Below are 519 nucleotides of genomic sequence, written 5' to 3'. Positions count from 1 at the left end.
TAGCTCACTTCTATCCTTGGCAGAAAAATCGAGCGTTTTGTTGATGCTGATGGTCATTTGTTTTAAATCAATATCAGACCATTGAAGTGCAGCAGCTTCACCTTTTCGCATCCCTGTCTCAATTAAAAGCTTGAAGTAAATCCAATAGATGTAATTATATTGATAAGCTTGTTGCAAAAAAAAGGGAATATCTTTTGACTCCATAAATTTTAAAGTCTGTACTTTTTGTTGACCTTTAATAGTTGCACCGATACATGGATTTTTCTCAATCTTCCCTAATGTAACAGCTCTGCTCATCGCATTATGCATGGTAGAGTGTACTAACTCAACTGAGCGTTTGCTGTAGCCTTTATCAAATAGTCCTGCTGGCCTCTACATTAGAGTACCATTAACTCCTTTACGGGACGCTTTGTTCGATTCTGCCAATGTGATTGGTCAATTCGTACAAGGGACGCTTGCGGCTGGGGTAGGGCTTGAAGTTCCGTTTGAAGGAACATTTGAGTTTGCTGAAAGTACGGA

General features: G+C 39.5%; 1 pseudogene. It reads right to left on the bottom strand.

Annotation, left to right across the window (positions count from 1 at the left end):
- Window positions 1-360: pseudogene (locus tag QZ995_RS23725) on the bottom strand (tyrosine-type recombinase/integrase); the annotation flags it as partial.
- Window positions 361-519 lie beyond the last annotated feature (159 nt).

The sequence above is a fragment of the Brevibacillus laterosporus genome (assembly GCF_030489605.1).
GTDB lineage: Bacteria > Bacillota > Bacilli > Brevibacillales > Brevibacillaceae > Brevibacillus_B > Brevibacillus_B laterosporus_E.
This window is presented reverse-complemented; position numbering and strand designations above follow the sequence as displayed.